General features: G+C 69.4%; 17 protein-coding genes and 2 pseudogenes. 9 read left to right on the top strand and 10 right to left on the bottom strand.

Annotated features, from left to right (window positions below; translation table 11 throughout):
- Nucleotides 1-1,143: 1,143 nt before the first annotated feature.
- Both ACIPXC_RS23595 and ACIPXC_RS23590 read right to left on the bottom strand, forming a co-directional pair.
- Complete coding sequence (locus ACIPXC_RS23595; protein ID WP_401621525.1) at nucleotides 1,144-1,410, bottom strand: hypothetical protein; 267 nt, start codon at nucleotides 1,408-1,410, stop codon at nucleotides 1,144-1,146.
- 1,098 nt (nucleotides 1,411-2,508) lie between these two features.
- Complete coding sequence (locus tag ACIPXC_RS23590; RefSeq protein ID WP_401621522.1) at nucleotides 2,509-2,706, bottom strand: hypothetical protein; 198 nt, start codon at nucleotides 2,704-2,706, stop codon at nucleotides 2,509-2,511.
- 155 nt (nucleotides 2,707-2,861) lie between these two features.
- On the opposite strand from ACIPXC_RS23590, the gene ACIPXC_RS23585 reads away from it, so the two are divergent.
- The 5 genes and pseudogenes from ACIPXC_RS23585 to ACIPXC_RS23565 all read left to right on the top strand — a co-directional run.
- Entirely contained in the window at nucleotides 2,862-3,584 is a 723-nt protein-coding gene (locus ACIPXC_RS23585; protein ID WP_383649489.1) for a GntR family transcriptional regulator, read from the top strand.
- A gap of 157 nt (nucleotides 3,585-3,741) precedes the next feature.
- A pseudogene (locus ACIPXC_RS23580) lies at nucleotides 3,742-3,798 on the top strand (hypothetical protein); the annotation flags it as partial.
- Nucleotides 3,799-3,811: 13 nt separating this feature from the next.
- The gene (locus tag ACIPXC_RS23575) at nucleotides 3,812-3,976 is read left to right on the top strand and encodes a hypothetical protein (RefSeq protein ID WP_401621518.1); all 165 of its coding nucleotides are present in this window, start codon (nucleotides 3,812-3,814) and stop codon (nucleotides 3,974-3,976) included.
- Nucleotides 3,969-4,154 carry a helix-turn-helix domain-containing protein gene (locus ACIPXC_RS23570; RefSeq protein ID WP_401621515.1) on the top strand — a complete coding sequence of 62 codons (186 nt, stop codon included), beginning with the start codon at nucleotides 3,969-3,971 and terminating at the stop codon, nucleotides 4,152-4,154. Before ACIPXC_RS23575 ends, ACIPXC_RS23570 begins: the two co-directional genes overlap by 8 nt.
- Nucleotides 4,155-4,200: 46 nt before the next feature.
- A pseudogene (locus ACIPXC_RS23565) lies at nucleotides 4,201-4,829 on the top strand (tyrosine-type recombinase/integrase); the annotation flags it as partial.
- 441 nt (nucleotides 4,830-5,270) lie between these two features.
- Here the strand turns inward: ACIPXC_RS23565 and ACIPXC_RS23560 are convergent.
- Nucleotides 5,271-5,618 (bottom strand): hypothetical protein, encoded by a 348-nt coding sequence (locus ACIPXC_RS23560; RefSeq protein ID WP_401621512.1) that lies wholly within the window; start codon nucleotides 5,616-5,618, stop codon nucleotides 5,271-5,273.
- Nucleotides 5,619-6,216: 598 nt separating this feature from the next.
- Between ACIPXC_RS23560 and ACIPXC_RS23555 the strand changes: the two genes are divergently transcribed.
- The 3 genes from ACIPXC_RS23555 to ACIPXC_RS23545 all read left to right on the top strand — a co-directional run bounded on the left by ACIPXC_RS23555 (nucleotide 6,217) and on the right by ACIPXC_RS23545 (nucleotide 11,736).
- Nucleotides 6,217-6,990 carry a ricin-type beta-trefoil lectin domain protein gene (locus ACIPXC_RS23555; RefSeq protein ID WP_401621509.1) on the top strand — a complete coding sequence of 258 codons (774 nt, stop codon included), beginning with the start codon at nucleotides 6,217-6,219 and terminating at the stop codon, nucleotides 6,988-6,990.
- A 325-nt stretch (nucleotides 6,991-7,315) separates the two neighbouring features.
- Nucleotides 7,316-9,409 carry an ABC transporter ATP-binding protein gene (locus ACIPXC_RS23550; RefSeq protein WP_401621506.1) on the top strand — a complete coding sequence of 698 codons (2,094 nt, stop codon included), beginning with the start codon at nucleotides 7,316-7,318 and terminating at the stop codon, nucleotides 9,407-9,409.
- A gap of 110 nt (nucleotides 9,410-9,519) precedes the next feature.
- Nucleotides 9,520-11,736: a germacradienol/geosmin synthase gene (locus ACIPXC_RS23545; protein ID WP_401621503.1), complete on the top strand. Its 2,217-nt coding sequence runs from the start codon at nucleotides 9,520-9,522 to the stop codon at nucleotides 11,734-11,736.
- Nucleotides 11,737-11,793: 57 nt separating this feature from the next.
- Here ACIPXC_RS23545 and ACIPXC_RS23540 read toward each other — a convergent pair whose 3' ends face one another.
- The 7 genes from ACIPXC_RS23540 to ACIPXC_RS23510 all read right to left on the bottom strand — a co-directional run bounded on the left by ACIPXC_RS23540 (nucleotide 11,794) and on the right by ACIPXC_RS23510 (nucleotide 21,454).
- Entirely contained in the window at nucleotides 11,794-13,026 is a 1,233-nt protein-coding gene (locus ACIPXC_RS23540) for a GNAT family N-acetyltransferase (protein WP_401621500.1), read from the bottom strand.
- An 84-nt stretch (nucleotides 13,027-13,110) separates the two neighbouring features.
- Nucleotides 13,111-14,364 carry a YncE family protein gene (locus tag ACIPXC_RS23535; RefSeq protein ID WP_401621497.1) on the bottom strand — a complete coding sequence of 418 codons (1,254 nt, stop codon included), beginning with the start codon at nucleotides 14,362-14,364 and terminating at the stop codon, nucleotides 13,111-13,113.
- A 132-nt stretch (nucleotides 14,365-14,496) separates the two neighbouring features.
- Nucleotides 14,497-15,660, bottom strand: a complete 1,164-nt coding sequence (locus ACIPXC_RS23530) for an XdhC family protein (protein ID WP_401621494.1) — start codon at nucleotides 15,658-15,660, stop codon at nucleotides 14,497-14,499.
- A gap of 107 nt (nucleotides 15,661-15,767) precedes the next feature.
- On the bottom strand, nucleotides 15,768-17,231 hold the full coding sequence (locus ACIPXC_RS23525) for an NCS2 family permease (protein WP_401621491.1): 1,464 nt from the start codon (nucleotides 17,229-17,231) through the stop codon (nucleotides 15,768-15,770).
- 325 nt (nucleotides 17,232-17,556) lie between these two features.
- Nucleotides 17,557-19,956, bottom strand: a complete 2,400-nt coding sequence (gene pucD, locus ACIPXC_RS23520) for a xanthine dehydrogenase subunit D (protein ID WP_401621488.1) — start codon at nucleotides 19,954-19,956, stop codon at nucleotides 17,557-17,559.
- Nucleotides 19,957-19,958: 2 nt separating this feature from the next.
- Complete coding sequence (locus tag ACIPXC_RS23515; RefSeq protein ID WP_401621485.1) at nucleotides 19,959-20,558, bottom strand: (2Fe-2S)-binding protein; 600 nt, start codon at nucleotides 20,556-20,558, stop codon at nucleotides 19,959-19,961.
- Between the two features lie 2 nt (nucleotides 20,559-20,560).
- Nucleotides 20,561-21,454: a xanthine dehydrogenase family protein subunit M gene (locus ACIPXC_RS23510; RefSeq protein ID WP_046779741.1), complete on the bottom strand. Its 894-nt coding sequence runs from the start codon at nucleotides 21,452-21,454 to the stop codon at nucleotides 20,561-20,563.
- Nucleotides 21,455-21,708: 254 nt separating this feature from the next.
- On the opposite strand from ACIPXC_RS23510, the gene ACIPXC_RS23505 reads away from it, so the two are divergent.
- Nucleotides 21,709-23,391: a PucR family transcriptional regulator gene (locus tag ACIPXC_RS23505; protein WP_401621483.1), complete on the top strand. Its 1,683-nt coding sequence runs from the start codon at nucleotides 21,709-21,711 to the stop codon at nucleotides 23,389-23,391.
- Nucleotides 23,392-23,450 lie beyond the last annotated feature (59 nt).

Below are 23,450 nucleotides of genomic sequence, written 5' to 3'. Positions count from 1 at the left end.
CCGGCCCTGAATTCACCTGAGTTGTCTCGATTCACCCCCGAACCCTACGAGACCCCGCCGACAATCACGGCACCCAGCGCCGGGGGTTCCGTTCCCACTCCGGAGCCACCGTCAGGCTCCGATCGGTACAGGCGTTAACTCGACAACACCCGCACCGTGCCCTGCCTGCTTCCCAATCCCGGTAACCGCGACTCCGCGATTACATCTGAGGTTGAAAGGGTGAGGTGCCAGGGGGCGTTGGCGGTGCTACATCCTCGTCATGAGGTACGCGGATGGAGGCGGTCTGACCGTTGCGGGGCGGGCGAAGCGTGAGGCGGTGACCTCAACACCGTCGAAGGCGTCCGGGCCCACCTGACGAAGTCCCTGGCCAACCTCGCACCCCGCACGATCGACGACCTCACCCCGCTCGTGAAGAACCGCCTACGCGGCATCCAGCGCCGACCCGAGACCCTCGACGGCTTCATCGCCGAGACCGGACTCGGGCTGGAGCCCCCGCAACCCTGTCACCCCACCCTTTCAACCTCAGCGTCATCGTTGCCGTCGAACGCCCCAGAAGTCCCGCCAGAAATTAATCTGGCGGGGCCTCTTTGGGCTGCTGCATCTACCGCTCGAACGCGCCCACTAGAGCCGCTGTTCGCATTTCCCTCAGAGCGGACTGCTACTTCTGCGGACTCTTGCAACGCCCAAGCCAGAACTGCGAGAACTCGGTTGCTCCCAGTTCTGTGTGCGGATGCGCAGCCAGGGAGTCGTATACATCTTGACTACTTTTAAGTCATTCCACAATGCACACACACCACCCCCCGGCCGTCGAATAAGCCATCCACCCCGGGAAGCGGGGTTAGATATGATCGCGGGGAATCAGGGTGATAATTCGGTTCTCGATTTCGACATCCGAGAGATTCCCCCCGATGGCATGCCATTGCGAAATCTCCTTGGCTTCCCCCAAGGACATTTCGAACGCATCATGCATTGACGTCACCACCCCAAAGGCGGTCGCCCCTCGACCATCGCCTGGACCTATCTCAGATACAGCCAGAAGCAGGACGGAGGTTATGGACCTCTCAGCCATCCAGCACTCTTGAAGCTTAGACGCGATTTCCCGCTTCCTTGCCGGAAGGTCGCTCGAATCCATTTTCCCCTAGATCACGAGAATGTTACGAAGAATTCGGTAAAGTTTCCGGGATTTCCGGCAACGAAATCAGGCTCAATCGTGGCACGAGTGAAGCCGTTTCTCCGCGCAAATTTCCCGGTAAACGTATGCCAAACGGCCTGCCGGGGGGGCAGCCCCATCTGCACTGCAGCATTGAGGGACTGCAGATTAGAATCCAGCTCACCCTCGTTCCAGACGCCGTGAATCCCATTGACCTGCCTGCCGGCACCTCGCCAAGCCTCCATTGCGTCAGTGAGCATCTGCGACCCTCGAGGAAGTCCGGGAACATCTCCAGGAGCACGAACAATCGTCTCCAGGATCCCATCCCGATCCAATGATGCTTCAATTCCCTGAAGTCCCGAATCTCCGCCGTACCCATTCACCCACTTCCCGCCTCCAGAAGTGGATGTTCCGCAATTGTGGACCAGGACTGGCGTGGCGCCTGCCAACACATAGTACGTGTGCGCGCTGGGGTGGCTTCATCTGCAATTTCGCAGGTCAGCGCGATTCGGCCAGTCCGTGGGTGTGAGTGGAAGTGCCCTGCTGTGCTCCCCTGTTGCCGTCGGCATTGCCGTCAGACGGCTGCGCGCGTGAGGGCGGTGGAGTGGGCTTTGGCCGGTGTCCTGCCCGGGTTGGGGTCGGGCATGGTCAGGGGGCCTTACGCTGGCCCGGCAAACTCGGGCAGGTCGTGATCCTGCCCGGAATTTGAACGAGTGGCCCCCGGCCTTGCCCGACGCGGGCCCCGACCTGGGGAGGTGGGTAAAGCCCACGGAGCCGACCGCCCCCACCTCCGGGCCTCCGCCCCGGCCAACTCCCCGCCGTCGCCTCACCGTCGGCCTGGCGCTCGCCGGGCGGGCGCGTCCGGCTTCTCCTCGCTTCCGGCGCAACGCTGTGCTGTTTCTGCGCGGCCTGGTCGCCGGCCGGCCCGCGGTGGCGGAGCCGAGAGCGGGCCGGGTGGGCGGCCGTGCCGCGCGCGACCCGCGTCAGCGGGTCGCCTTGACGACGTAGAGAAAGTTTGGACGCATCCCGCTTCGGTGGAACGCCCTGGCTGTCGGTTGAGCGTTCGGCTGGGCTGCTGGCCCGGTGAGATGGCCTGTGGGTGTGGGTCCCGCTACGGCCGCCGGTGGGGCCCTACTCGGCGCGGCTCACCTTGGCGTGATCAGTGAAGATCCGTCTGAAGAGGTCGTGGCCAGTGCTCCCGGTGTGACGGAGTGCCCAGTCCTGCCCAGCTTCCTGCTCATCATGAGGGCCGGATTCGGCCTGACACCCATCGGTGACGCAGAACGCTTCGTAGGTGACGCCACCTTCAGGAACGTGGCGGATGGTGTGGGAGATAATTCGGTAGACGGCACGCGTGGTCACTGGTGGCCCTCCGGATGGCGTCGCATGTAGACGTTGCAGTCGCTGACGGTGGTCATGTCTCCGACCACACGGGCCCGGTCACGTACGTTGGCCAGCTCGACACAGCCCGCACAGCCTTCGACGGGCCTCGGCTCCGGATCCAGGCGCAAGGGGAGTTCGACTGGCGGGGTCGAGTACCTGGTCGGCTCCGTCATGTAGATCGCCACCTCTCGAACGTCACATGGCCGACCCCTTGACAGGTCGGTGCTCTAGTTCAGTATTCGAGTGGCCGAAGCACTCCCGCTACGGTTCGTAGTGCACTAGTGTGCTCTCACTGACAGCACGTCAACTCATTGGAGGGGCACGCCTTATGCCCAGTCCCAAGACGTTCACGAAGATCGCGGATCACTTCCGGGAGCGCATCCTGTCGGGAGAGCTTGAGCCAGGCGCCAAGCTGCCGACCAACCGCGAGATCGCCGGCCAGTGGCAGGCCGCGGCTGCTACTGTCTCCCGGGCCTTGCAGGCCCTTCAGGTGGAGAATTTCATCCGCACCACCCCGCGCGGCACGTACGTCGCCGACGACCCGCGCTGGACCTTGTCGGCGCGGGACCGGCTGGCTCGGGTCCAGCGGGTGAAGTCGTTCCTGGCCGAGGGGGAGACGAGCCGGGTGACGGCTGCCGAACTGATCACCCCGCCGCTGTACGTGGCGGAGATCTTCGACCTGGAGCCCGGGGACCAGGTGGTGCGGCGCGAGTGGCTGGCCGGCCGGGGCAAGACCAGGACCGTGTTCGCCGTGACCTGGTACCCGGCCCCGTTCGCCGCCCTCGTACCCGACCTGCTGAACACCGCCCCAGGCCGTAACCACGGACTGTCCGCCCGGGTCCTGGAAGCCACCGGGCGCACGATCACCCACGCCCGAGACGACATGCACGCCCGCCCCGCCGACGCCCGAGAGGCGAGCGCGCTCGGTCTGCCGGTCGGCTCCCCGATCCTGGCCGGCGCCCACCGATGGTCGGACGCGGAAGGAATCATCGAGTACGGAGAATGGTGCCTGCCGCCCCGCTTCACCATCGGCTACGAGTACCAGCCCTGACGGTCAACGCGAGGCGTCCCCGAAAGCCACGAACAAGCTTTCGGGGACGCTTCACGTTGAGGCGCCCGTCTCAGTTGGCGTCGCGGCCTTCGAGTCGCTCGACGAGTTCTTCCCGTTCTTCGATCCGTTCAAGCACCCACTGAGCGCGTGGGCGCACATGCTCGGCTTCCGCGGACACCTCTCCACCAAGACCCGCACCTACTCCATCACTCTCGATTCGCTCCATCATGTCCGCGCGGCCTGGTACCGCCGCCACGCCTCCGCGCGAATTCGGCACGCTCGTGATCGGCCACTGGGCCTTCGACGGCATCGGCCTCACCCCCGACCTCGAACGGTTTGCCGCCCTCATCGGCGGCCGGCCCCGCTCCGAGGCGGTGACGGCCTGTGCCTGACGACGAACTCCTCACCGTCCCCGAAGCCATGGCTCGCCTCGAGATCGGCCGCTCCGCCCTCTACAACCTCCTGCGCGCCCGACAGTTGGCCTCGCTCACCGTCGGCCGAGCCCGACGCATCCCCGCCCACGCCCTCAGCGACTACATCCAATCCCACCTGGAAGAGGCCGCCCGATGACCGTCTCGAAGCGGAAGGCCCGTGCCAACGGCGAAGGCGCCATCTACTGCATTCGGTGCTCAAGTCAGCCTTGGAACACGCCGTCCGCGAAGACGAGCTGCCCCACAACGTCGCCCGGAGCGTCAAGACCACCGCATCCCGGCCGAGGCGCATCCGACCCCTCACTGCGGTCGAGGCCCGCCAGTTCCTCGACGCTGCCCGCGCCGACCGGCTCCACGCGCTGTACGAACTTGCCTTGCGCACCGGCCTCCGGAAGGGAGAACTCCCCGGCCTGCACTGGGAGGGCCTCGAACTCAACGGCGGAACGGCCGGTATCCGACGCTCGCTCCAGCGCACCCGCGTCGGCGACCTCAGCCGCCCGCCCGAGCATCCGAACGCCGAATAGCCCTCCCCACCGAATGCCTCCACTCCCTCAAGAAGCACAAGGAACGGCGGGGCAAGGAGCGTGAGACGGCAGGACCGGACTGGAGAGACAGCGGCCTCGTCTTCACCACCCCGACTGGCGGCCCGCTCGACCCGGCCAACCTCACCCGCCGTTTCCGTAGCGTCCTCGACCGAACCGGGCTCCGCCGCATCCGCTTCCACGACCTTCGGCACTCCACCGCGACCCTGCTCCTGGAACAAGGCGTCGACCTCGTCGTGATCAAGGAGCTGTTGGGCCACGCACACATCGGCGCCCGCCGCAGACGTCGTCCGCTGACGTCGCCGTCACCGTTGCCGTCAGACGCCCCAGGTGCCCCGCCGGAGCCGAATCCGGCGGGGCACCTTTGGGCTGCTGAGTCCCGCTCTAGAAGGCGCTGGGAAGACCCGCTATATCGCACCCTCCCCGGAGAGGACTTCGCCGTAATTACGGAGGAGGACCGGGGTGGCGTCTGCGAGCACGTAGCGGGCATACGCGGGCCGACTTACCGTGCACCAACCGCTGTTTCGACAACTACCAACGGCCCCAACGGAAACGAATCCGCTGGGGCCGCCAAGTAACTACCTACACGCCAGCAAGTCACAGGTGGTACATATCCGCACTGGGCGCCATTTGATTTATGCTTCTCGATTTCTTGCCGAGTCGCGCCGCTGCCACCTCAGAAATGAAATTTTCCAGAGCCGATGCCTTGACAGTCAGCAGCTCGATAGAAGCGAAAGAAGCCGACCGGCGGAAGCTGCCACTCTGCGGTCTGCATCCCGCGCAAGAACCTCGACGACTTGCCTGTGCGCTAGCACCGCATCCTTCGCCGCCACCTCCCAGGCGACCTTTTCTTCGAACGCTGAACGATATCTCGGATCGGCCGCATCCGAAGCATCTGCCCACTGCGTTGTCTCGTAAATCGAGGTGATCAACTCCAGCACCTCCACTCGACACTGCGCCTCGGGGTGACCTGCCAGTTCCACAAGGAATGGAACAGTGACCGGCGTGACCTCAGACACCACGAAACCGAGCGCACAGACCCTATCCGACAACTCATCCACAGCCGCACATGCGGCTGGCCCATCGGCCCACGCTGCCCGCGAAAGCAAAGCGGGAATTCCCCCTGCCGGGCCAGTTGCGTCCGACAGATCGGCCCAGCGCACTGCAGCCAACCGCTTAAGAACTCTACCCACTACGGCGCCCCATTTCCTGGGTACAGGTCAGCGATTCGGAGCCTGGCCATGACGAGTTGACACGACTCACAAGCCGGGAGGAGGTCCCTGTATCGCGGGTGATCGAATGGCTTACGGAGGACCGCCAAGCTACTGCTCCCTCGCACTAGGTCCCCGGCTTCCATCGCCTGCGCAATACATCCGATCTCGGCACAACCACCGTGATGTCCTGTCTGATCAAGAACCCTACGAAGGGGAAGGGGAAGGCTCCGCCTTGCCTCTCCAACCCTGCGCGTACTTACGTCAAAATACGCACCTCCCGAAGGAGTCAGTAGAACACTTGCCGCGCCCTCGTTTTTCCCAGGACCCAGACGACTGAGATCCGCGAATGCGCGGAGATCACTTTCGGCACCCCCGCAGTTGTGTACGAGGACCGGGCTGGGGAGGCGTCGTCCTCAACCAGGGACCGAAGGGGAACACCTCCCTGTTGCTCTTCCCCAACCACCAGACCAAGACGTGGGAGTTCGGCCTCGCCAATCCCCAGGCTGCCGGGTGGCCCTACGACACCACCAACCGGACCAACAGTGCGGCAGCCATAGCCTTCAAGACCTGGACCCGGCTCACGGCCGTCTACGACCACACCACGGGCCAGATGCGCCTGTACGTCAACGGCACCCTCGCGGGAACCGGTCACCACAACGCTTCCACGGGCCCGGCCCCCGCCGGCCCCCTCACCCTGGGCCGGTACGAGGAGGGCGACGCCGCCTCCGGCCTCGTCGGCGGCGTCAGCAATCCGGCCGTCTACCCCTATGCCGCCTCCGTGACCGCCGCGGAAGCAGCCGGCCCCATCAGACTGACCGCGGCCGCCGGCAACTGCGTCGACAACAACGGGAACAGCCCCGACGACGGCAACCGGATCCAGATCGCCGCCTGCAACGGCACCGACGCCCAGAAGTTCCAGATCCGCGACGACGGCACCATCCGGACGAACGGAGCATGCCTCAACGCCACCGCAGCCGGTACCGCCAACACCACGCCCGTCGAGCTCCGCGCGTGTGACGGCAGCGCGCCGAGCCAGAGGTTCCTCCCCCGCGCCGACGGAACCATCCACAACCCCGTCTCGGGCCGCTGCCTCGACCTCGGCTACGCCGACACCACGCCCGGTCGGCAGCTCTGGCTCTGGGACTGCACCGGTTCCGCCGCGCAGCGCTGGAGCGTCCCGATCCTCGGCACCGCGCCGCTTCCCGTACCTGTCCCGTAACGCCGACCGCGATCACCGCACGGAGGCCGTCTTCCCGTCCCCGGGGAGGCGGCCTTCGGCGCTTCCCCGGGGACGGGGCGCAATCCCTCGAAGGGGGGCATCGACACCTCCGGGTGATTCGAACGGCCCGTAGCCGCGCCACCGTTGGGGTCCGGGGCGACGTCGCAAGTGTGTGCGGGCGTTCGTTCCTCGCGGGCCGTGACGCCGCTCTGAGCAGCCACGTTCTTCCGGCGTCAGTTCGCAGCCGCAGCGTCTCGGGAGGAATCTTGCGATCCTTGCACGTTCATGTGGTGTTCGACCCGGCATCGGGCGGAGGTGGCCGCGCATGAGGCTCCTCAAGCGGCCCACGGCCCTCCAGCCCGCCGTCTCGGCGAGCGAGCGGCGGCTCTTCGGCGGACCCCTGCGCTACGACGCCGGCTGGTCCCACCACGACTACGCCCGACTCGAAGGGCGGCTGCTGTCCACCCTGCGCTCCATGCCCCGCATGGTCGCCGGGACCCTGCGCCTGGCCTGGGACACCGACCGGCCCGCCCTGCTCACCGTCGCCGCGTCCGAGGCGGGCCAGGGGGTCACCTCCGCCGTCGGGCTGCTCGTCCTCAGCGAGGTGCTCCGCACGCTGCTCGGCGCGGGCAGTCCCGCCGAGCGGCTGCACGCCGCCATGCCCGCCCTGGCCGCAGGCGCGCTGGTCGCCGTGCTGGGCGCCGTACTGGCCTCCCGGTCCACCGCCGCGGCCGGACGGCTGGAGCCGAAGATCGAACGGGCCGCGCACGAGCAGTACTTGAAGGCCGCCGTGGAGGTGGAACTCGAAGCCATCGAGGACGGGGAGTTCCGGCGGCTGCTGGACAGCGCCCAGTGGGGGCCGCCCTCGGCCCGCCGTACCGTCGGCGCCTGCGTGGCCACCCTCGGCGGGGTCATCTCCCTCGTCGCCACCGCCGGGGTGCTGACCGTGCTGCACCCGCTGCTGCTGCCCATGCTGCTGCTGATCGCCGCCCCGCGCGGCTGGGGCGCGATGCGCGTGGCCCAGCGCCGCTACCTGTCGGTCATCACCTGGGTCGAGCACGTACGGGCCGCCCGGCTCATCGGCCAGCTGCTGATCTCCCGTACGTCGGCCCCCGAGGTACGGGTGCACGGCGTCGGCCGCTATCTGCTGGGCCACTACCGCAACATGGCCGAGGTCGCCGAGACCGAGGCCACCCGCCTGGCCAGGGACAAGGCCGCCACCGAACTGCTGGCCGCCGCGCTCTCCGGCACCGCGGCGCTGGTCACCTACGGGGCGATGGTCGCGCTCATCGTCACCGGGCGGATGGACCTCGCCGTCGCCGGCACCGCCGTGATCGCGGTGCGCACCGGCTCGGCGAGCCTGGGCGCGCTGGTGGCCACCACCAACACCCTGCACGAGGAGTCCCTCTACGTACGGGACCTGGAACGGTTCGTCGCCGAGGCCGGGCGGCGGGCCATCCCCGGTGGCGGGCTGCCGCTGCCGGAGCGGCTGGGGACGGTACGGCTCGAAAACGTCCGCTTCGGCTACCCGGACCGGGACGAGCCCGCGCTCGACGGGGTCTCCCTCACCATCGAGGCGGGCACCGTGGTCGCGCTGGTCGGCGAGAACGGCTCCGGCAAGAGCACCCTCGTCAAACTGCTCGCCGGCCTGCACCTGCCCGACTCCGGGTCGCTGACCTGGGACGGGGTGGAGGTGCGGGACGCGGACCGGGAGCAGGTCTTCGACCGGGTCGCGCTCCTCACCCAGGACTTCGAGCGCTGGCCGGTGACCGCCCGTACCAACATCGCCATCGGCCGGCCCGGCGCGGCAGGGGCCGAGGAGGCGGTCGAGCAGGCGGCGGACGTGGTCGCGGCGGCCCGGTACGCGGGTGCCGACCGCATCGTCGAGAAGCTGCCGGGCGGCTACGAGACCCTGCTGGCACGGGTGTTCAGGGGGGCGTCGGAGCTGTCCGGGGGCCAGTGGCAGAAGTTCGGGCTGGCCAGGACGCGCTTCCGGGACGCCCGCGTCATCGTCGTGGACGAGCCCACCTCGGCACTGGACCCGGAGGCGGAGATCGCCGCGTTCGACAGCATCCGGGGGCTGGCCGGGCCGCGGCGCGCCGTCGTCCTCGTCACGCACCGGATGTCCGGTGTGCGGTTCGCCGACGTCATCTACGTGCTCCACGAGGGGCGGCTCGTCGAACAGGGCGGTCATGAGGAGCTGTTGGCGCTCGGCGGCCGGTACGCGTCGATGTTCCGGATGCAGGCCGAGCAGTTCGCCCAGCACCCTCCGACCACCTCCACCTCCACCTCCGCCTCCTCTTCCCCGTCCCCATCGCCGTCCCCATCCCCGTCCGCGCCGCAGTCCGCGCCGCGCTCCGTGGCCTCCCCTATCCCCCGACAGGCCGGCGCGTCGCCCAATGACACCTCCGTCACCTGATGCGGTGAACTCCTCCTTGGCCCGCGGACAGCACGGGTAGGGCACTGCTGATCTCTTGCGGGGGCCGGACCACCGGCCCCCGCACCTTTGGACGAAAGGCCTACCCCGCCGTGACGCAGCCGTTCCGACTGCCGGATTTCTACGTGCCGTATCCGGCACGACTCAACCCCCACCTGGACGTGGCGAGGGCCCACACCAAGCAGTGGGCGCGCGACTTCGCGATGCTGGAGGGTTCCGGCGTCTGGGAGGAGAGCGACCTCGACAGCCACGACTACGCGCTGCTCTGCTCCTACACCCACCCCGACTGCGACGCCGAGGCGCTGTCGCTGGTCACCGACTGGTACGTGTGGGTGTTCTTCTTCGACGACCACTTCCTGGAGACCTTCAAGCGCTCGCAGGACCGCACCGGCGCCAAGGCCTACCTCGACCGGCTGGCCGCCTTCATGCCCATGGATCTGGCCGAAGGCTTCCCCGAGCCCACCAACCCCGTGGAGGCGGGCCTCGCCGACCTGTGGCGGCGAACCGTTCCGTCGATGTCCGCGGACTGGCGGGAACGGTTCTCCTTGTCCACGAAGAACCTCCTCGACGAGTCGATGTGGGAGCTGGCCAACATCGACATCGGGCGGGTGGCCAACCCTCTTGAGTACATCGAGATGCGCCGCAAGGTGGGCGGCGCCCCCTGGTCGGCCGGTCTGGTCGAGTACGTCGCCGCCGAGGTCCCGGCACGCGTAGCGCACTCGCGCCCGCTGGGCGTCCTGCGGGACGCCTTCTCGGACGCGGTCCACATCAGGAACGACCTCTTCTCCTATGAGCGGGAGGTCACCGACGAGGGCGAGCTGTCCAACGCCGTGCTGGTCCTGGAGACGTTCCTCGGCTGCACCACCCAGGAGGCGGCGGAGGTCGCGGGCGACCTGCTGACCTCCCGCCTCCAGCAGTTCGAGCAGACCGCCCTGGCCGAACTCCCCCAGCTCTTCGTCGACTTCGCACTGGGACCGGACGAGATCGCGGCCGTCCTCGCCTACACCAAGGGCCTCCAGGACTGGCAGTCCGGCGGCCACGAATGGCACATGGTCTCCAGCCGCTACATGAACAAGGAGGCGCGGCCGACCGCCCCGCTCACCCTGCCCTTCATGCCGACCGGGCCGGGCACCAGCGCCCTCGACCTGCGGTCCGTCTTCAACCGGCGCTCGATGGAGCTGCGCCACCGCTCCTTCACCCACGTCCCCTTCGAACCCACCGGGCCCTCCGTGATCCCGGAGATCCACATGCCCCACCGGCTCTCCCTGAGCCCCCATCTGGTTCACGCCCGCGAGGAGTCGGTGGCGTGGGCCCGCCGGACGGGCCTGCTGGAGCCGCAGCCGGGTGATCCCGGCTCCGCGATCTGGACCGAGGAGAAGCTGCGCGGCTACGACTTCGCCCTCTGCTCCGCCGGAATCGACCCGGACGCCACACCCGAGGAGCTCGCGCTCAACGCCTGCTGGCTGACCTGGGGCACCTACGGCGACGACTACTATCCGGTGGTCTTCGCGCGGGCCAAGGACCTGGCGGGGGCCAAGGCGACCACGGCCCGGCTGACCGCCATGATGCCCGTCGACCACGCCGCACGGCCGCAGCCGGCCACCGCGATGGAACGCGGCCTCGCGGACCTCTGGGTGCGCACGAGCGCCGCCATGCCGGTGGAGCAGCGCAGCGAGTTCCGGGCGACGGTGGTGGAGATGCTGGAGAGCTGGCTCTGGGAGGTGGACAACGCGGTCCACCATCGCATCCCGGACCCGGTGGACTACGCGGAGATGCGGCGGCACACCTTCGGCAGCCACCTCACCATGTACCTGTGCCGGCTCGGGCACCGGGGGCGGGGCATTCCCGAGGAGATCTACGCCTCGGGGACCATCCGCTCACTGGAGAACGCGGTCGCCGACGCGGCCTGCCTGATCAACGACGTCTACTCCTACCAGAAGGAGGTGGAGTTCGAGGGCGACGTCCACAACCACATCCTGGTCACGCGGAACTTCTTCGACATCGGCTACCCGGAGGCTCTGCACATCTGCCACTCGCTGATGACCCTGCGCACCGAGGAGTTCGAGCACATCGTGGCGAACCAGCTGCCGCTGCTCTACGACGACTGGAAGCTCGGCGCCGGGGCGCGGACCGCCATGGACGCGTATGTGCAGGAACTGCGGGACTGGCACGCCGGCATCCTCAACTGGCATGCGCGGTGCCGGCGTTACCGGCCCGAGGATCTGCGCCGGCCCGACGACGGGCTGGCCGCCGCGGTCCTCGGCCCCGGTTTCGGCATGGCGGCCTCCAGGCTCTCCCTGCCCGCGTGAACCGGGCGGTGGGGGCGGGATGGCCTGACCCCCACCGCGACCGCCATCCCACGCGGACTAGAACTCGTCGCTCGTGTGCGGCAGTACGGGCGTGTGCAGGGCCGCGTCCAGGGCGTCCGCCGCCCCGGGCGTGAGTTCCTGCACCAGCCCGGCCGCGACGAGGTCGGCGACCCGGGTCCCGCCGAGGTAGCAGGCGGCCAGCTCGCGGACGTCGAGGGCGAGGTCGGCGGCGCCGTCGGCATGGTCGTACGTCGTCCCGTACGGGCCCGCCTTGAGCCGGAAGCGCCCGGCGTTGTCGGGGAGCCGCGCGTCGTGCACCTCCAGTACGAGCTCCACCGGCGCGGCCCAGGACCGCGCGGTCAGCGCCGCGCCCACGTCGACCAGGCGCAGCCAGAGCGCCGGGAACTGGGCGGTGATCCGTACCTGGTCCCGGTCGGCGGCGAAGTGCAGCAGCGGGTCGTCGGCCGGGCGGCCCCAGGCGGAGACCTTGCCGGTGAGGTCGAGGGCGGCCACGCACTCCCAGAGGGCGGCGGCGACGGCCGGGGTGTCGGCCTCCAGCTCGTCGACGCGGACCAGGCCCGGGGTGCGGGCGGCTCCGCCGCCGTCCTCCGGCTTGGTGCGGTAGATCACGTACCCGGCGACGGGCTCGCCCGGGTCGCCCAGGACGATGATCCGGGGCGGGCTCAGCTCCTCGTCCTCCTCGTCCTGTTCGGTGAGCCACTCCTCGCGCCAGCGCTCGGGGCTGCGGCTGGGGCGGCCGGGGCGGCCCGCGCGGGCCGCCTCGTGGAAGGGGCCGATCACGTCGACGGCGTCCTCGGGGTCGACGAGGCGCAGCGGGCGCCGGTCGGGGTCGATGCGCAGGGCCAGCGGCCGGGTGGAGTCGATCTCAACGGTGGCGCCGGTGGTGGCGCCGCCGTAGCCGAAGCGTCCGTAGATGGCGGCCTCGGAGGCCCAGAGCGCGGCGATCGGGCGGCCGGAGTCGGCGGCGCGGCGCATCATCCGCGTCATCAGTGCGGTGAGCACGCCGCGGCGCCGGTGGGTGGGCGCGACGCAGACGAAGGTGAGCCCGGGGCAGGGGAGGTCCGCCCCGGGCACCGAGAGCCGGAAGTCGTGCGCGGCCATGAAGCCGACCAGGACCTCGCCGTCGTAGGCGCCGATGCGGTCGCAGCGCGCGAGGAGCGCGTGGTGCCGTTCGCGCGCCTCCTTCTCGGGCCGGTCGTGGAAGACCAGGTAGGCGAGCTCCAGGGCGCGGTCGATGTCGGCCTCGGGTACCTCACGGATGTCCACCATGATCGCGAGACTAATCGGTCATCGTGGACCAGTCACACCATATTGGCTTGATCTGCGGGTTCGGCCGGTTTCCGCTCCTTCCTCCTACCGGCCGGCCGGGCCGGTCCAGGAGGCCGGGACATGGCCGAGGCGGATGCGCTGGGGGTGGTCACCGACGGGTACGGACACCCGCTTGGCGCCGGTCGCGAAGTCGATGGCCGTCACCCGGTCGGTTCCGCTCTCGGAGATCACGCAGGCCGTCCCGTCGCCGGAGACCGTGGCCCAGTACGGTTTCGCGGCGGGCACGAGCGGCCCTTCGGCGAGGGTGGCGCGGTCCACGACGGTCGCGTAGTCGTCCATGGTGCCCGCGATGCAGAGCTTCGTCCCGTCGGGGCTCATCGACATGCCGTGGTGGCGGGAGTCGTTGACCCAGCGGGTGCGGTCGGTGCTGGTGGCCGGGTTGGCGGGGAGGTCCTTGAGGCGGGTGATCCGGTCGGAGGCCACGTCGTACTCCAGGAAACCGCCGAAGAAGGACACCTGGAAGTAGAGCTTGGACTCGTCGGGGCTGAAGGACACCGGGCGCACGGAGTCGGACAGGTCCCGGCGGCCGAAGGCGTCCAGCCGCTCCCGCATGTCGATCACCCGGACCGTGTGGAAGGACCGGGTGTCGACGACGGTGATCTTCCGGTCGCCCTTCGTCCAGTCCAGCCAGGGCGCGTCGAGCGCCGTGTTGACCTCGCCGATGGAGCTGTTCCACAGGTAGCGGCCGTCACGGGTGAAGGTGTTCTCGTGCGGTTTGTCGCCGGTGCGGAAGGAGCCGGTCTGGCGTCCGGTGGCGATGTCCAGGACGTGCACGGTGTTGGAGGTGGAGGCCGAGACGGCGATACGGGTCCCGTCCGGGGAGACCGCCATGTGGTCGGAGCGGTAACCGGAGACCGGGAAGCGCCAGTTGATCCGTCCGGAGGCCAGGTCGATGGAGACGACGTCGGCGAAGCTGGGACGGGAGACGACGACCGCGGAGCCGTCCGGGGTGGTGAACATGTCGTCGACGAACTGGTCGTGACCCTCTCCCGCGCTCTCCCGGATGCCGAGGAAGAAGGCGAGCTTGACGGGGTTGAGGTAGATCTCGCGGAGCCGCTCCGACTTGTCGGGGATCACGTCGATCCGGCCGACCCTGGCGAGATCGCCGGTGGAGGCGAGGACGTCTGCCGTGCCTTCCCAGTTGTTCCCCACGAAGAGCACCTCGCGCAGGCCGCCGGCCGGGGCGGCAGGGGTGTCGGGCGGGGCCGGGGCCGGCGTGAAGGCGGTCAGCAGGGCGGCCGCGGCCAGCACGCCCAGGGTTCGCACGGTACGCAACATCCGCTCAACTCCGTTGTGAGGAAGGGCTGGAGAGGGTGCTCCTCCGATTACCGGCGGGTAAGATAGGGGGAATGCCAGAAGGGCGCAACCCCCACGGGGTGCGCCCTTTCCTCACCTTCGGCCGTCATTCCTTCAAGCGACGGATCCGATCCTGTCGATCACCGTGTTCGCGACGTCCGGGTGGATCGGGATGTGCGCGCCGGTGAGGGCCGCGCCGCTGCCGCCGCGGCGGTTCGCGACGATCTCCGCGGCGATGGACAGCGCGGTCTCCTCCGGGGAGCGGGCACCGAGGTCCAGGCCGATCGGGGAGCGCAGCCGGGCCAGTTCGAGCTCGGTGACGCCGACGTCGCGCAGCCGCTTGTTGCGGTCCTCGTGGGTACGGCGGGAGCCCATGGCCCCGACGTAGGCGACGGGCAGCCGGAGGGCCAGCTCCAGGAGCGGGACGTCGAACTTGGCGTCGTGGGTGAGCACGCACAGGACGGTCCGGCCGTCCACCGAGCCCTCCGAGGACTGCGCCTCCAGGTAGCGGTGGGGCCAGTCCACGACGATCTCGTCGGCCTCGGGGAAACGGTTCTTCGTGGCGAAGACGGGCCGCGCGTCGCAGACGGTGACCCGGTAGCCGAGGAACGTGCCGATCCGCACCAGCGCGGAGGCGAAGTCGATGGCCCCGAAGACGATCATCCGCGGCGGCGGGACGCTGGACTCGACCAGCACCTTCAGCGGTTCTCCGCAGAGCCTGCCGTCGGCGCCGATCTCCAGCACACCGGTCCGGCCGGCGTCCAGCATGGCGCGGGCCTCCTCGGCGACGGTGCGGTCCAGCTCCGGGTGCCCGCCGAGGCCGCCCGCGAAGGGCCCGTCCGTACGGACCAGCACGGCGCGGCCCATCAGCTCGTCCGGCCCCTCGGCGATCCGGGCCAGCGCGGCGGCCTCGCCGCGGGAGGCGGCGGCCAGCGCGGCCTCGAACACCCCGCGTGCGGCGGAGCCGACGGGGACCGGGGTGACGAGGATGTCGATGATCCCACCGCAGGTCAGGCCCACCGCGAAGGCGTCGTCGTCGCTGTAGCCGAAGCGCTCCGTGACGGTCCGGCCGTCCTCCAGGGCCTGCCGGCACAGCTCGTACACCGCACCCTCCACGCATCCGCCGGAGACCGATCCGATAGCCGTGCCCTCGCTGTCGACGGCGAGCGCGGCACCGGGCTGCCGGGGTGCGCTGCCGCCCACCGCCACGACCGTGGCGACGGCGAAGTCACGTCCCTGCTCGACCCACCGGTTCAGCTCTTCGGCGATGTCCAGCATGTGCGGCCTCCTCGGAGGATTCGGTTTCCAGTATGGGATACGTGGCGGGTGCGGGTATCACTGCGGGTGACCGGCACCACCGGGGGTGCGCGGCCGTTCTACGGGGGTCAGCCGACCCCGAGCCAGCCCTCGATCGGGTGGAGCGCGAAGAAGACCAGGAAGATTCCGGTCAGCGCCCACATGAAGCCGCCGATCTCACGGGCCTTGCCCTGAGCGACCTTGATGGCGACGTAGGAGATGACGCCCGCGGCGACACCGGCGGTGATCGAGTAGGTGAACGGCATGATCACGACGGTCAGGAAGACCGGGATCGAGGTGGAGGTGTCCGCCCAGTCCACGTGGCGGGCGTTCTGCATCATCATCGCGCCGATGACGACCAGGGCCGCGGAGGCGACCTCACCCGGGACGATCTGCGTGATCGGGGTGAAGAAGAGGCAGGCGGCGAAGAACAGGCCGGTGACGACGGAGGCGAGGCCCGTGCGGGCACCCTCACCGACGCCGGTGGCGGACTCGACGAAGACGGTCTGGCCGGAGCCGCCCGCGACGCCACCGATGGCGCCACCGGCGCCGTCGATGAACAGGGCCTTGGACAGACCCGGCATGCGGCCCTTGTCGTCGGCGAGCTTGGCCTCGGTGCCGACGCCGATGATGGTGGCCATCGCGTCGAAGAAGCCGGCGAGCACGAGGGTGAAGACGATCATGCCGACCGTCATGTAGCCGACGTCGCCCCAGCCGCCGAAGGAGACGTCGCCGAAGAGCGAGAAGTTCGGCATCGAGACCGCGGAGCCCTCCAGCTCCGGCGGGCCGTTCTTCCATGCCTTCGGGTCGATGTCCACGATGGCGTTGAGGATCGCGGCCAGGACGGTGCCGCCGATGATGCCGATCAGGATCGCGCCGGGCACCTTGCGGGCCTGGAGCATGAAGATGGCGACCAGGGTGATGGCGAAGAGCAGGACCGGCCAGCCGGACAGCTCACCGGTCGCGCCGAGCTGGACGGGGGGCATGAACTCCGCGCCGTTGCCGACGAAGCCCGCCTTCACGAAGCCGATCAGGGCGACGAAGAGGCCGATGCCCATGGTGATGGCATGCTTGAGCGCAAGCGGGATCGCGTTCATGATCATCTCTCGGAGGCCGGTGACGACCAGGAGACAGATCACGACACCGTAGAGCACGCACATGCCCATGGCCTGCGGCCAGGTCATCTGCGGGGCCACCTGCGAGGCGAGGACACCGGAGACGGAGAGTCCGGCGGCCAGCGCGAGCGGGACCTTGCCGACGAAGCCCATGAGGAGCGTGGTCACGGCGGCGGCGAAAGCCGTGGCGGTGATGATCGCGGAACCGTCCATCGTGGTTCCGGCGACGTCCTTGCCCGAGAGGAGCAGGGGGTTGAGCAGGAGGATGTACGCCATGGCCATGAAGGTCGTGATACCGCCACGAACCTCGTTGCCGACGTTGGATCCTCTGTGGGTTATATGAAAGTAGCGGTCGAGCCAAGAGCGCCCGGCGGGGTTGCGGGAGCCGTCTCCGGCTTCCTCCGCGGTGGTCTTGGACTCCACTGACGACTGGGTCATGGTGCCTAACTCCCAAGGTTCAAAGGGGCACCCGCGTGGGGATTGGAGATTGCGGGATTTGGGATGCTGCGTTTGGCTGCACGACCCGGGGTGACGGCCCGAGGCGACGCGAATGTTCACTGCGTGTACTGCGGGTAGTGCGGGGTGACCGCTGGTACTACATGGGGGTTTTCGCAGGGGTACTGCCGGCTGAAGGGACCGCGAGCGGTGCGGTGCTTCGTAGGTGCTCCGGGCGGTGCGGCGGTGAAGTGTGACGTTCCCGAGTCACACCGCCCGGAGAGTCCGAGGTGGTCCGGGGGCCTCGCGGCCCCCGGACCGGGTCCGTCTAAAGGGTCCCGGTGAGGGCTTCCGGACGGATCGGGGTCTTGTTGAGCTCCAGCCCGGTCGCGTTCCGGATCGCCGCGAGGACGGCCGGGGTGGACGACAGGGTCGGGGCCTCGCCCAGACCGCGAAGGCCGTACGGGGCGTTCGGGTCGGCGAGCTCCAGGACGTCGACCGGGATGGTCGGGGTGTCGAGGATGGTCGGGATCAGGTAGTCCGTGAAGGAGGGGTTGCGCACCTTCGCGGTCTTCGGGTCCACGATGATCTCCTCCATGACCGCCACGCCGAGACCCTGGGTGGTACCACCCTGGATCTGGCCGACCACGGAGAGCATGTTGAGGGCCTTGCCCACGTCCTGGGCGGTCGCCAGCTCGACGACCTTGACCAGGCCGAGCTCGGTGTCCACCTCGACGACCGCGCGGTGCGCGGCGAAGGTGTACTGGACGTGGCCGTCGCCCTGGCCGGTCTTCAGGTCGAAGGCGACCGTCGGACGGTGACGGAACTCGAGTTCGAGGTCGATCGCCTCGTTCTCCAGGATGTCGGCGATGTCCGCGAGGACCTCGCCGCCGTCGGTGACGACCTTGCCGCCCTCCAGGAGGAGCTCGGCGTGGGCCCAGGCCGGGTGGTAGGAGCCGTTCTTGCGGCGGCCCATCTCCAGCAGCGCCTCGCGCACGGCCTCACAGGTGTTCTTCACGGCGCCACCGGTCATGTACGTCTGCCGCGAGGCGGACGTGGAACCGGCGGAGCCGACCTGCGTGTCGGCCGGGTGGATGGTCACCTGCGTGACGCCCAGCTCGGTACGGGCGATCTGCGCGTGGACGGTGACACCGCCCTGGCCGACCTCCGCCATGGCCGTGTGGACCATCGCGACGGGCTCGCCGTTGATGACCTCCAGGCGCACCCGGGCGGTGGAGTAGTCGTCGAAGCCCTCGGAGAAGCCGACGTTCTTGATGCCGACCGCGTAGCCGACGCCGCGGACGACGCCCTCGCCGTGGGTGGTGTTCGACAGACCGCCCGGCAGTGCGCGGACGTCAGCGCCCTCGCCGGCGGTCTCCCACTGGCGCTCCGGCGGCAGCGGGCGGGCCTTGACCCGGCGCAGCAGCTCGGCGACCGGCGCCGGGGAGTCGACGACCTGGCCGGTGGGCATGATCGTGCCCATCTCCATGGCGTTCAGCTGGCGGAACTCCACCGGGTCCATGCCCAGCTTCGCCGCGAGCTTGTCCATCTGGGCCTCGTAGGCGAAGCAGGCCTGGACGGCGCCGAAGCCGCGCATCGCGCCGCAGGGCGGGTTGTTCGTGTAGAGCGCGATCGCCTCGATGTCGACGTCGTCGATGACGTACGGGCCGACGGAGAGGGAGGACGCGTTGCCGACGACGGCCGGGGAGGCCGAGGCGTAGGCGCCGCCGTCGAGCACGATCCTGCACTTCATGTGCGTGATCTTGCCGTCCTTGGTGGCGCCGTGCTCGTACCAGAGCTTCGCCGGGTGGCGGTGCACGTGGCCGAAGAAGGACTCGAACCGGTTGTAGACGATCTTGACCGGCTTGTTGGTCGCGAGAGCCAGCAGGCAGGCGTGGATCTGCATCGAGATGTCCTCGCGACCGCCGAAGGCACCGCCGACGCCGGAGAGCGTCATGCGTACCTTCTCCTCGGGCAGGCCGAGGACGGGGGCGATCTGCTTGAGGTCCGAGTGCAGCCACTGCGTGGCGACGTAGAGGTCGACACCGCCGTCCTCGGAGGGCACGGCGAGACCGGACTCCGGGCCGAGGAAGGCCTGGTCCTGCATGCCGAAGGTGTACTCGCCCTCGACGATCACGTCGGCGCGCTTGCGGGCCTCCTCCACGTTGCCGCGGATGATCGGCTGGCGGTGCACGATGTTCGGGTGCGGGACGTGACCGGAGTGGTGGTCGTCGCGGCCCTCGTGGATGAGCGGCGCGTCGGCGGCGAGGGCGGAGGCCTCGTCCGTGACGAGCGGCAGCTCCCGGTAGTCGATCTTGATCTTGGCGGCCGCGCGGCGGGCGGTCTCCGGGTGGTCCGCGGCCACGAGGGCGACCGGCTCACCGTGGTGGCGCACCCGGCCGTTGGCGAGGACCGGGGTGTCCTGGATCTCCAGGCCGTAGTTCTTCATCTCGGCCGGCAGGTCGTCGTACGTGAGGACCGAGTAGACGCCGGGCATGGCCAGCGCCTCGGAGATGTCGATGGAGACGATCTCGGCGTGGGCGACGGTGGACCGCAGGGTCTGGCCCCACAGCATGTCCTCGTGCCACATGTCCGAGGAGTACGCGAACTCACCGGTGACCTTGAGGGTGCCGTCCGGGCGGAGCGTGGACTCGCCGATGCCGCCCTTGTTGTGCTTCTGGGTGACGTTCGTCGGCGTACCGGAAGGCACGGTGCGAGTGTTGGCCATGATCAGACAGCCTCTCCCTGACGGGCGGCCGCGAGGCGGACCGCGTCGAGGATCTTCTCGTAGCCCGTGCAGCGGCAGAGGTTGCCGGACAGGGCCTCACGGATGTCCTGGTCGGACGGGTCGGAGTTCTGCTCCAGGAGCGCGTCGGCCTGCACGAGCAGACCCGGGGTGCAGAAACCGCACTGGACCGCGCCGGCGTCGATGAACGCCTGCTGGATGTCGGAGAGCAGGGCGCCCTCACCGGTCTGCGAGTCGGTGCCCTTGGCGGACCACTGCTTGGCCTCGTCCGTGGACACGCCCTTGCCGCCGCCGCACGCGCCGGTGCCGCAGCCGTGGCCGTGCTCCTCACGCTGCTTGGCGAAGTCGGCCAGGCCCTCGACGGTCACCACGTCACGGCCCTCGACCTGACCGGCGGCCACCAGACAGGAACAGACCGGCACGCCGTCGAGACGGACCGTGCAGGAACCGCACTCGCCCTGCTCGCAGGCGTTCTTCGAGCCGGGCAGGCCCAGGCGCTCACGCAGGACGTAGAGGAGGGACTCGCCCTCCCAGACGTCGTCGGCTTCCTGCGGACGACCGTTGACGGTGAAATTGACGCGCATGATTACGCAGCCCCTTCAAGCGAGCGGCCGTTCGTGCCGCGGTACTGCTCCCAGGTCCAGACGAGCTGGCGGCGAGCGAGGATGCCAACCGCGTGACGGCGGTACTTCGCCGTGCCACGGACGTCGTCGATCGGGTTGCAGGCGGCGGAGGCGAGCTCACCGAACTGCTTGGCGATCGACGGGGTGATGACCTTGCCGTTGTCCCAGAAGCCGCCCTCTTCGAGCGCGGCGTTCAGGAACTCCTCGGCGGCCTTGGCCCGGACCGGGGTCGGGGCGGCCGAACCGATGCCCGTACGCACGGTGCGGGTGTCGGGGTGCAGGGCGAGGCCGAAGCCGCACACCGCGATGACCATCGCGTTGCGGGTGCCGACCTTCGAGTACTGCTGGGGGCCCGTGGCGTTCTTGATGTGGACCGACTTGATCAGCTCGTCGGCGGCCAGCGCGTTGCGCTTCACGCCGGTGTAGAACTCGTCGATCGGGATCATGCGCGAGCCGCGTACGGACTCCACCTCGACCTCGCAGCCGGCGGCCAGCAGGGCGGGGTGGGAGTCACCGGCGGGCGAGGCGCAACCGAGGTTGCCGCCGACGCCGCCGCGGTTGCGGATCTGTGGGGACGCGACCGTGTGCGAGGCGAGCGCGAGACCCGGCAGCGTGGCGCGCAGGTTCTCCATGATCTGGGTGTACGGGACGGAGGCGCCGAGCTTGGTGACCTCCTCGCCTACCTCCCACTCCCGCAGCAGCTCGATGCGGCCCAGGTCAAGGAGGTAATCCGGACGGCGGTGGTCGAAGTTGATCTCGACCATGATGTCGGTGCCACCCGCAATCGGCACAGCTGTGGGGTACTCGGCCTTAGCGGCGAGCGCCTCCTCCCAGCTGGCGGGGCGAAGGAAGTCCATGTGCGGCTCTCTTCTTCTTCATCGTGTCGTTCACTTCAAGCCAGGAGGCCAAAGGGCCCTCGACTGGTCGTTCACGTGCTGTTAACGCGGTGTGGACTCAGTACACAAGCCGCCCGTCCCTCGGGTGCAGTCACCGAAACCATGAAGGAGTTGGCTGACGGCCTCCCTCGTCTTGTAGATTCGTATGAAAGGCAGGATGCGACGACCTGCCCGATTTCCAACGGCAACATTCGAGACAGATCGGCGGCGACATCATGCGGCTGCGCGCACTGCTGGAGACCGAGGCGCTGGGGCTGCGGCTGCTCGGCGGCGAGGACGAACTCGACCGTACGGTCCGCGGGGTCATGACGACCGACCTGCGCGATCCCAGCCGGTACCTGTCCGGGGGTGAACTCGTCCTCACCGGCCTGGCATGGAGACGAAATTCAGCCGACTCCGAGCCGTTCGTACGAATCCTCGCCGGCGCCGGCGTCGCGGGGCTCGCGGCGGGCGAGGCGGAGCTGGGTGACATCCCCGACGATCTCGTTTCGGCCTGTGTCCGCAACCGGCTGCCGCTGTTCGCCGTGAACGAGGACGTTGCATTCGCCACGATCACCGAGTACGTCGTACGGCAGGTCTCGGGCGAGCGCGCCGGGGACCTGGCGGCCGTCGTGGACCGGCACCGCCGCCTGATGACATCGGGTCCGGCGGGTGGCGGCCCCGACGTGGTGCTGGATCTGCTCACCACCGACCTCGACCTCCGGGCCTGGGTGCTGTCCCCCACCGGCCGGCAGATCGCCGGGGCGGGAGAGCCGCTGGCGCCGGGCATCTGCTCGGCGCTGGCGAGCGAGCACCTCGCGGCGGTCCGGACGGGCCGCAGAGGGCCGCACCGGATCTCCATCCAGGGTATTACCTACTCGCTCTTCCCGATCAGGGGACACGGTCGCGGCGCCGGCGGACCGGCCGTCGCCCGCGACGTGCGCGAGACCGTGCTGTCCGACTGGCTGCTCGCCGTCGAGGCGGACGCCGGTGACTGGCCGGCCGAGCGCCTGGACCTGCTCCAGGGCGTCACCCAGCTGATCGCCGTGGAACGCGACCGGCGCGACGCCGCCCGCACCGTGCGCCGCCGCCTCGCGCAGGAGGTTCTGGAACTGGTCCAGACGGGCGCGCCGCCCGCCGAGATCGCGGCCCGTCTGCGGGTGGCGGCGCCGGTGCTGCTGCCCGGCCTGGGCGCCGCCCCGCACTGGCAGGTGGTGGTGGCCCGGGTCGACTGGGACAACGGGGACATCCCCGGCGGCCCGGTGGCCCAGTCGCTGCTGGAGGAGATCCTCGTCGACCCGTCGGTCTCGGGGCCGGAGCCGTCCGACCGGATCGCGGTCGCCCATACGGGTGACGAGGCCATCGCCCTGGTCCCGCTGCCCTCGCTGTCGGGGGACGCCGGGGAGGACAAGGGCCCCGACTCGGCCCTGCACGCCGACGAGCTGCTGGCGACCGTACGGGACCCGCTGGCGGCCGGGCTGGCCGACGACGGCCGGCTCACGCTCGGCGTCAGCGCGGCCGTGCACTCCGCCGAGGGGCTGCGCGGGGCGCTGGAGGAGGCCCGGCACGCCCGGCGCGTCGCGGCGGCCCGCCCGGGCCGGGTCTGCGCGGCGGGCCACCACGAGCTGGCCTCGCACGTCCTGCTGCTGCCGTTCGTCCCGGACGACGTGCGCCGCGCCTTCACCGCCCGGCTGCTGGACCCGCTGCGGGACTACGACCGGCGCCACCGGGCGGAGCTCATCCCGACCCTGGAGGCGTTCCTGGACTGCGACGGCTCCTGGACGCGCTGTGCGACCCGGCTGCACCTGCACGTCAACACGCTGCGCTACCGGGTCGGGCGAATCGAGCAGTTGACGGCGCGGGACCTGTCCCGGCTGGAGGACAAGCTCGATTTCTTCCTCGCACTGCGCATGAGCTGAGCAGATCCTCGGCGCCACCGGCCACGGCGTGGCCGGTGCGGCTGATGATCCGTCCGGAC

It is taken from the genome of Streptomyces sp. NPDC090021 (assembly GCF_044748225.1).
GTDB lineage: Bacteria > Actinomycetota > Actinomycetes > Streptomycetales > Streptomycetaceae > Streptomyces.
This window is presented reverse-complemented; position numbering and strand designations above follow the sequence as displayed.